Here is a 7,521-nt window from a genome sequence, read left to right as displayed (position 1 = left end):
CCGGCGGCTGGGCGAGGCCCGCGCGGGAGGGCGCGGCCGGCGGGCCGGGCCGGCCTGCCGGGCCGAGGCGGGCCGAGAGGGGCCGGGGCCTGGCGGGCCGGCGGGCCGGGCGTCAGAAGCCCGGGGGCTCGGTGTAGGTGCCCCACTCCTCCCGGAGCGCGCCGCAGATCTCCCCGAGCGTCGCCTCGGCCCGTACCGCCGCCAGCATGGGCTCGATCATGTTCGTGCCGTCGCGGGCCGCGGCCGACAGGGCGGCCAGCGCCGCGGACACCCGGGCGTCGTCGCGCGCGGCCCTGCGGGCCGCCACGGCCCGCACCTGCTCGCGCTCGACCTCGTGGCCGACCCGCAGGATCTCCAGGTCGCCGGTGACCGAGCCGAGGTGGCTGTTGACGCCGACGACCTTCTTGTCGCCCTTCTCCAGCGCCCGCTGGTAGCGGAACGCGGAGTCGGCGATCTCGCCGGTGAACCAGCCCTCCTCGATGCCGCGCAGGATGCCGGAGGTCAGCGGGCCGACCGGGTGCCGCCCGTCGGGCACGGCGCGGCGGCCCAGCTCCCGTATCCGCTCGAAGATCTTCTCGGCGTCGGCCTCGATGCGGTCGGTCAGCGCCTCGACGTACCAGGAGCCGCCCAGCGGGTCGGCCACGTTGGCCACGCCGGTCTCCTCCATCAGCACCGCCTGGGTGCGCAGGGCGATCTCCGCGGCCTGCTCGCTGGGCAGCGCCAGGGTCTCGTCCAGCGCGTTGGTGTGCAGCGAGTTCGTGCCGCCGAGCACGGCGGCCAGGGCCTCCACAGCGGTGCGCACGACGTTGTTGTACGGCTGCTGGGCGGTGAGCGAGACGCCGGCGGTCTGGGTGTGGAAGCGCAGCCACTGGGCCTTCTCGGCGGTGGCCCCGTACACCTCCCGCATCCAGCGGGCCCAGATGCGGCGGGCCGCGCGGAACTTGGCGATCTCCTCGAAGAAGTCGACGTGCGCGTCGAAGAAGAACGACAGGCCCGGCGCGAAGGTGTTCACGTCCAGGCCGCGGGACAGGCCCAGCTCCACGTAGCCGAAGCCGTCGGCGAGGGTGTAGGCCAGCTCCTGGGCGGCCGTCGCGCCGGCCTCGCGGATGTGGTAGCCGGAGACCGACAGCGGCTTGTAGTCGGGGATGCGGCGCGCGCAGTACTCCATGAGGTCGCCGATGAGCCGCAGGTGCGGCTCGGGCGGGAACAGCCACTCCTTCTGGGCGATGTACTCCTTGAAGATGTCGGTCTGGAGCGTGCCGTTCAGGCGGGCGGTGTCGACGCCCTGTCGCTCGGCCGCGACCAGGTACATGCAGAAGACGGGCACGGCCGGGCCGCTGATGGTCATGGACGTGGTCACGTCGCCCAGCGGGATGTCCCGGAAGAGCACGTCCATGTCGGCGGCGGAGTCGACGGCGACGCCGCAGTGGCCGACCTCGCCGAGCGAGCGCGGGTCGTCGGAGTCGCGGCCCATCAGGGTCGGCATGTCGAAGGCGACCGACAGGCCGCCGCCGCCCGCCTTCAGGATCATCTTGTAGCGCTCGTTGGTCTGCTCGGCGTTGCCGAACCCGGCGAACTGGCGGATGGTCCAGGTCCGGCCCCGGTAGCCGGTGGCGTACAGGCCGCGGGTGTACGGGTACTCGCCGGGCCAGCCGATGCGCTCGAAGCCGGTGACGGCGTCGCCGGGCGGCGGGCCGTAGACCGGGTCGACCGGGTCGCCGGAGAGAGTGGTGAAGTCGGCGTCGCGCGTGCGCGCCGCGTCGTACCGGGCCTGCCAGCGGCGGCGGCCCCGCTCGATGCCTTCAGCGTCCATACACCCAAATTTACTTGGACGTCCTAGTAATTGTCGAGCGGAGCGGGTGGGCGGGCCGGGCCGCCGGGCTTGGTCAGCTCGCGGGCGGCGCGGCCAGGGTGCGCAGGTGCGCGGTGCGCACCTCGCGGGTCTGGCCCTGTACGAGCAGGAACAGCGCCTCACGCGCGAGCCGCTGCGCCGGGTCGCCGAGCAGCAGGGCGTGCCCGCCGCCGGCGACCACCGCCGCCGTGGTGGCCGCGCGCAGCAGCTCGTACGCGCGGGTCTTCACCGCCAGCCGCGCGGCCAGGCACTCCGGGTCCGGCTCCCGGTCGGCCAGTGCGTACGCCTCCCGGCGGGCCTGGTCCAGGCGGGGGCGCAGTGCGGCGGCGGCCTCCCGCGCGTGCGGGTCGGACGCCGCGTCGAGCAGGTCCAGGGCGGCCCGGGCGACGCCGAAGACGGCCGGGCTGGCGTTGGTGTTCATCGGCCGGTCCAGCTCGGCCCAGCGGGCGTACGGCAGGTGCCGGACCACCGCGTCGGCGGGGACGGTCAGGCCCGCCAGCTCCAGGGCGACCGTCCGGGTGCCGGTCAGGGCGGCCAGCGCGAGCGGGGCGGTGGGCGTCAGGCCCGGCCGCGGGCGGGCCCCGGCGAAGGCGAACACCACCTCGGGGCCGCTCGCGCCCGCGCCGCCCTCGGTGATCCCGGCGATCAGCATCACGTCGTTCAGGCCCCAGCCGGTGTACCACGGCACGCGGCCGTCGAAGCGCCAGCCGCCGCCCGGCAGCGGCGCGGCGCGCACCGGCACCCGGGGGAAGGCCCGCAGGTGGGAGTAGGCGACGCCGGCCAGCAGCGTGCCGTCGCACAGCGGGCGCAGCAGCCGCTCGCGCACCGGCGCGTCCGCGGCGGCCAGGGCGCGTACGGGGGTGTGGTGCTGGGCCTGCACGAAGAAGGTCGAGCAGCAGGCCGCGGCCAGCGTCTCGCCGATCTCGCGGGCCACCGCGTCCGGCGCCCCGGCGCCGCCGTACCCGGCCGGGCCGAGCACGCCCAGCACCCCGGACGCCTTCAGGGCGGCGACGGCGTCCGGCGTGACACCGTCCCGCTCGGCCGTCTCGGCGGCGGGGGCGAGCACGTCGGCCGCCAGGCGCCGGGCGGCCGACGCCAGCGGGTGCGCGGCGGCCGGGGCGGTCACACCCCGGCCGGCTCGGGCGCCGCGCCCGCGACCAGCGGCTCCACCTCGCGGGTGACGCGGCGCTCGACGAAGAAGACGGCGGTCGGGACGGTGCCCGCGAGCAGCACCCACACCAGCTTGCCGAACGGCCACTTGGCCTTGGAGCCCAGGTCGAAGGCCAGGACCAGGTAGACCACGTACAGCCAGCCGTGCGCGATGCCCACGACGCTGACGAAGCCGTCCGCGCCGTCCACGTCCAGCAGGTACTTGGCGATCACGCCGATCGTCAGCAGGACCAGCAGCACGCCCGTCACGTAGGCCATCACCCGGTAGCGGGTCAGCACGCTTCGTTTCATGGCAACGAGCGTAACCACCCGGCGCCGCGGGTCCGGCGGCGGGGACCGGGCGGTCAGTCGTCCTCGAAGTCGCCCGCCGCGATCCGCAGCGGCCGCAGCATGGCGAAGATCTCCGCGCACTCCTCGTCGTCGTACGCGCCGAGGCCGAAGTCCATGGCCATCAGGTCGCGGGTCGCCGCCTCCACCACCTCGCGGCCCTTGTCGGTGATGGAGGCGAGCGTGCCGCGGCCGTCGTTCGGGTTCGGGCGCTTGGCGACCAGGCCGGAGCGCACCAGGCGGTCGACGGTGTTGGTGACCGAGGTGGGGTGCACCATGAGCCGCTCGCCGATCTTGGACATGGGCAGCTCGCCCGCCTTGCTGAAGGTGAGCAGCACCAGCGCCTCGTACCGGGCGAAGGTCAGCCCGTACGGCTTGACCACCGCGTCGACCTGGCCGAGGAGGATCTGCTGGGCCCGCATCACCGAGGTGATGGCGGCCATGGACGGCACGGAGCCCCAGCGCCGCTGCCACAGTTCGTCGGCACGGGCGATGGGGTCGAACGACAGGCTGAGCGGCTTGGGCACGGTATGACCCTACCGGCCGGTCATATGGTGGTCAGCCCCGGCGCGCTTCCGCCGGGCGCCGACCCGCGGCGCACACGGCCGCGCGCCCCGGCGCACGCGCCGCCGCGCACGGGACCCGCCCGCACCCCGCCCGGTCATCCGGCCGGCTCGGCCGGTCCCTGCGACAGGTACCGCTCGACGGTGGCGACCTTGGCCGTCAGCCCGTCGGTGACACCGGGCCGGATGTCGGCCTTCAGCACCAGGGACACCCGCGGCGCGCGGCGCTCGACCGCCGCCACCGCCCGCCGGACCACGTCCATCACCTGGTCCCAGTCGCCTTCGACGGAGGTGAACATGGCGTCCGTACGGTGGGGCAGCCCGGACTCGCGGACCACCCGCACCGCGTCGGCCACGTACTCCCCCACGTCCTCGCCGACGCCCAGCGGAGTCACGGAGAACGCGACGATCATGCGTTGACCACGCCCTCGCGGCGGGCCCGGGCGGCGATCACGCCGGCCTCGACCTCCCGCCGCAGCGCGCGCTCGGCGAAGAAGCCGCCGGTGGGCAGGACGGCCAGCAGCAGGTACAGCGCGGCGCGCTTCAGCGGCCACTTGGTGCGGTTCCAGGCGTCGGCCCAGAAGACGGCGTACAGGATGAACAGCACGCCGTGCACCAGGCCCATCACCATGACCGCGTCGAAGTCGGTGGTGCGCTTGAGCACCGAGCAGCACAGCAGCAGCAGGAAGGAGACGGCCTCGGGCGCGGAGACCAGGCGGAGCCTGCGCAGCGCGGTGGCGGTCTTGATGTCCACGTCGGGGGCCTTCCGTCGGGGAGTCGGGAATATCGGGGACGCCGGCGCCGGGCCGCGACCGCGGCGGGTTCCCGCCGGGCGAAGCTTGTGAAGCCCCGCACAAGCTCTCCCATTGTGGCAGCCCCGCGGCACACCGCCGCCGCGGGGGGCGGTACGGGGTTACCGTCTGGAGGCGTGGCTCAGTTTCGGCTCCAGGGGAGCAAGGTGCTCGCGGTCGACTTGACCGGCGACACCGTCAGGGCGAAGAACGGTTCGATGGTCGCGTACGACGGGGAGATGACCTTCAGGCGCAGAACCGGCGGAGGCGAGGGCCTGCGGGGGATGGTGACGCGGCGGCTGACCGGCGAGCAGATGGCGGTGATGGAGGTGAAGGGGCACGGCACCTGCTATTTCGCCGACCGGGCGAGCGAGATCAGCCTGGTGCCGCTGCGCGGCGAGAAGCTGCACGTGGAGGCGAGCAACCTGCTGTGCACGGACGGCGCCCTGCGCACCGGCACGACCTTCACCGGCCTGCGCGGCGCCGCGCAGGGCAACGGCCTGTTCACCACGACCGTGGAGGGCACCGGCCAGGCGGCGATCGTCTCGGACGGCACGGCGGTGGTGCTGCGGGTCACGCCGCAGACCCCGCTCCAGGTGGACCCGGGGGCGTACGTGGCGCATACCGGCGGCCTGCGCCAGCACTTCCAGGCGGGCGTGACCTTCCGGACGTTCATCGGCGAGGGGTCGGGCGAGGCGTTCCAGATCCGGTTCGAGGGGGACGGCCTGGTGTACGTGCAGCCCAGCGAGCGGGCCACGGTGGGGGGTGACCTGTGATGCCGTTCAGCCTGGTCAACCCGCGCATGGTGCGGGCCGAGGTGGCGCCGGGGCAGCGGCTGTTCAACCAGCGCGGCGCGATGCTCGCCTACACCGGGAGCGTCACGTTCACCCCCAGCATCACCGGCGGGCAGGGCGGGGTGCGCGGCATGATCGGCCGCCGGGTGGCGGGCGAGTCGGTGCCGCTGATGGCGGTGGAGGGCAGCGGCACGGTGCTCTTCGGCCACGGCGGGCACGGCGTGCACGTGGTCGACCTGGCGGGCGAGACGCTGTACGTGGAGGCGGACCGGCTGCTGGCCTTCGACGGGACGCTGCGCCAGGGCACGGTGTTCCTGGGCGCGCAGGGCGGGGTGATGGGCCTGGTGCGCGGGCAGGCCACCGGCCAGGGCCTGTTCACCACCACGCTCCAGGGCAAGGGGTCGGTGGCGGTGCTGGCGCACGGCGGCGTGCTGGAGCTGCCGATCACCCCGGACCGGCCGGTGCACGTGGACCCGCAGGCGTACGTGGCGCACCGGGGCGAGGTGCGCAACAGGCTGACCACCGCGATCGGTTGGCGGGAGATGGTGGGCCGCGGCTCGGGCGAGGGCTTCCAGCTCCAGCTCTCCGGCAGCGGCGCGGTGTACGTCCAGGCGTCGGAGGAGAAGCTGTGAACCACCCGGTGGGCGGGCCCGGGAGCGGCCCGGTCGTGTACGACGCGCACACCCTGCCCGCGGCGGGCAACGTCAACCCGTACGCGTTCAGCGTGCAGGTGAGCGGCCAGTGGTTCCTCCAGAAGGGGAAGATGATCGCGTACTACGGGAAGATCGACTTCCACGGCTTCGGGCTCGGCCGCCTCGACCAGCTCATCGCGCACAGCTTCCACTCGCCGCTGCACGCCTCGGACTGGGTGGTGGCCGAGGGCAAGGGCACGATGCTGCTGGCCGACCGGGCCTACGACGTCAACTCCTACGACCTGGACGACGGCAACCTCACCATCCGCTCCGGGAACCTGCTGGCGTATCAGCCGTCGCTGTCCCTGAAGCAGTCGATCGTGCCCGGGTTCCTGACCCTGCTGGGCACGGGGACGTTCGTCGCGGCGTCCAACGGGCCGGTGGTGTTCATGGAGCCGCCGATCCGCGTGGACCCGCGCGCGCTGGTCGGCTGGGCCGACTGCCCCTCCCCCTGCCACCATTACGACCACGCCTACCTGCGGGGGTTCCTGGGCGCCGTACGCTCGGCGACGGGCCTGGGCGGCGTGTCGGGCGAGGAGCACCAGTTCGACTTCACGGGCACGGGGACGGTGCTGCTCCAGTCGACCGAGGACGTGCTGCCGGAGCGGGACATCGGGGCGGGTCCGGGAGACGCCCGGAACACCGGTTCGTGAGCGGCGGCCTGCGGAGTGTAACGTCGAACGCGTGACCTCCACCGACTCCACCCCCACAACTGGTTTCACATTCAACTTATTTAGGTAGAATAGGCCCTATGGAGACCCAGAACGGCACCCGCTGGCTCACCGACGAGGAACAGCGCGCCTGGCGCACGCACCTGGAGGTCAGCCGTCTGCTGGCCTACCAGCTCGAAAAGGACCTTCAGGCGTTCGGTCTGACGATGAACGACTACGAGATCCTGGTGAACCTCTCGGAGTCGGAGGGCCACCGGATGCGCATGAGCGACCTCGCCGCCGCGACGCTCCAGTCCAAGAGCCGCCTGTCCCACCAGATCACCCGCATGGAGACCGCCGGCCTGGTCCGCCGGGAGAACTGCGAGTCCGACCGCCGCGGCCTGTTCGCGGTGCTCACCGACAACGGCTGGGACACCATGCGCAGGGTGGCGCCCCATCACGTCGCCTCGGTGCGCAAGCACTTCATCGACCTGCTCTCCTCGGCCGAGTTGGAGGACCTGTACGGGTCCCTGCTGCCGGTCGCCCGGCACCTGCGCACGCAGCGGGGCCGCGTGTAGGGCGTACCGCGGCGCGCGCACGGGCCCGCGTACCGCGGCGCGCGTACGGGCCCCGGCCGGGCCGCCGGTCCGCCGCCCGTTCGCGCGCCGGGGGGGGCGCCGCG

Annotated in this window: 10 protein-coding genes; 4 read left to right on the top strand and 6 right to left on the bottom strand. The window is 73.7% G+C overall.

Annotated elements, in window-relative coordinates; all coding sequences use genetic code 11:
- Positions 1 to 112: 112 nt before the first annotated feature.
- The 6 genes from RKE29_RS26230 to RKE29_RS26205 form a co-directional block, all read right to left on the bottom strand.
- Positions 113 to 1,813, bottom strand: a complete 1,701-nt coding sequence (locus tag RKE29_RS26230) for a methylmalonyl-CoA mutase family protein (protein ID WP_312008132.1) — start codon at positions 1,811 to 1,813, stop codon at positions 113 to 115.
- Between the two features lie 73 nt (positions 1,814 to 1,886).
- The gene (locus RKE29_RS26225) at positions 1,887 to 2,978 is read right to left on the bottom strand and encodes an acyl-CoA dehydrogenase family protein (RefSeq protein WP_312008131.1); all 1,092 of its coding nucleotides are present in this window, start codon (positions 2,976 to 2,978) and stop codon (positions 1,887 to 1,889) included.
- On the bottom strand, positions 2,975 to 3,313 hold the full coding sequence (locus tag RKE29_RS26220) for a DUF3817 domain-containing protein (protein WP_312008130.1): 339 nt from the start codon (positions 3,311 to 3,313) through the stop codon (positions 2,975 to 2,977). Before RKE29_RS26220 ends, RKE29_RS26225 begins: the two co-directional genes overlap by 4 nt.
- Before the next feature lie 53 nt (positions 3,314 to 3,366).
- Positions 3,367 to 3,876 (bottom strand): MarR family transcriptional regulator, encoded by a 510-nt coding sequence (locus RKE29_RS26215; protein WP_312008128.1) that lies wholly within the window; start codon positions 3,874 to 3,876, stop codon positions 3,367 to 3,369.
- 134 nt (positions 3,877 to 4,010) lie between these two features.
- Complete coding sequence (locus tag RKE29_RS26210) at positions 4,011 to 4,325, bottom strand: MTH1187 family thiamine-binding protein (RefSeq protein ID WP_312008126.1); 315 nt, start codon at positions 4,323 to 4,325, stop codon at positions 4,011 to 4,013.
- Positions 4,322 to 4,666 carry a DUF3817 domain-containing protein gene (locus RKE29_RS26205; protein ID WP_312008125.1) on the bottom strand — a complete coding sequence of 115 codons (345 nt, stop codon included), beginning with the start codon at positions 4,664 to 4,666 and terminating at the stop codon, positions 4,322 to 4,324. Before RKE29_RS26205 ends, RKE29_RS26210 begins: the two co-directional genes overlap by 4 nt.
- Before the next feature lie 174 nt (positions 4,667 to 4,840).
- On the opposite strand from RKE29_RS26205, the gene RKE29_RS26200 reads away from it, so the two are divergent.
- The 4 genes from RKE29_RS26200 to RKE29_RS26185 all read left to right on the top strand — a co-directional run bounded on the left by RKE29_RS26200 (position 4,841) and on the right by RKE29_RS26185 (position 7,417).
- A complete protein-coding gene (locus tag RKE29_RS26200; protein ID WP_312008124.1) occupies positions 4,841 to 5,479 on the top strand; it encodes an AIM24 family protein in 639 nt (212 codons plus the stop codon).
- Positions 5,479 to 6,129: an AIM24 family protein gene (locus RKE29_RS26195; RefSeq protein ID WP_312008123.1), complete on the top strand. Its 651-nt coding sequence runs from the start codon at positions 5,479 to 5,481 to the stop codon at positions 6,127 to 6,129. Before RKE29_RS26200 ends, RKE29_RS26195 begins: the two co-directional genes overlap by 1 nt.
- Entirely contained in the window at positions 6,126 to 6,842 is a 717-nt protein-coding gene (locus RKE29_RS26190; protein WP_312008122.1) for an AIM24 family protein, read from the top strand. The genes RKE29_RS26195 and RKE29_RS26190 overlap by 4 nt, the downstream gene beginning before the upstream one ends.
- Before the next feature lie 98 nt (positions 6,843 to 6,940).
- The gene (locus tag RKE29_RS26185; protein WP_312008120.1) at positions 6,941 to 7,417 is read left to right on the top strand and encodes a MarR family transcriptional regulator; all 477 of its coding nucleotides are present in this window, start codon (positions 6,941 to 6,943) and stop codon (positions 7,415 to 7,417) included.
- The last annotated feature ends 104 nt before the right edge of the window (positions 7,418 to 7,521 follow it).

It is taken from the genome of Streptomyces sp. B1866 (genome assembly GCF_031932565.1).
In the GTDB taxonomy this organism is placed as follows: domain Bacteria; phylum Actinomycetota; class Actinomycetes; order Streptomycetales; family Streptomycetaceae; genus Streptomyces.
Note: the sequence above shows the minus strand (reverse complement) of the source record. Positions and strands in the feature narration are given on the sequence as shown.

Excerpts from the sequence above, each read along its gene's own strand:
- RKE29_RS26230 (WP_312008132.1), bottom strand. The coding sequence starts at position 1,813 with ATGGACGCTGAAGGCATCGAGCGGGGCCGCCGCCGCTGGCAGGCCCGG.
- RKE29_RS26220 (WP_312008130.1), bottom strand. The coding sequence starts at position 3,313 with ATGAAACGAAGCGTGCTGACCCGCTACCGGGTGATGGCCTACGTGACG.
- RKE29_RS26210 (WP_312008126.1), bottom strand. The coding sequence starts at position 4,325 with ATGATCGTCGCGTTCTCCGTGACTCCGCTGGGCGTCGGCGAGGACGTG.
- RKE29_RS26195 (WP_312008123.1), top strand. The coding sequence starts at position 5,479 with ATGCCGTTCAGCCTGGTCAACCCGCGCATGGTGCGGGCCGAGGTGGCG.
- RKE29_RS26185 (WP_312008120.1), top strand. The coding sequence starts at position 6,941 with ATGGAGACCCAGAACGGCACCCGCTGGCTCACCGACGAGGAACAGCGC.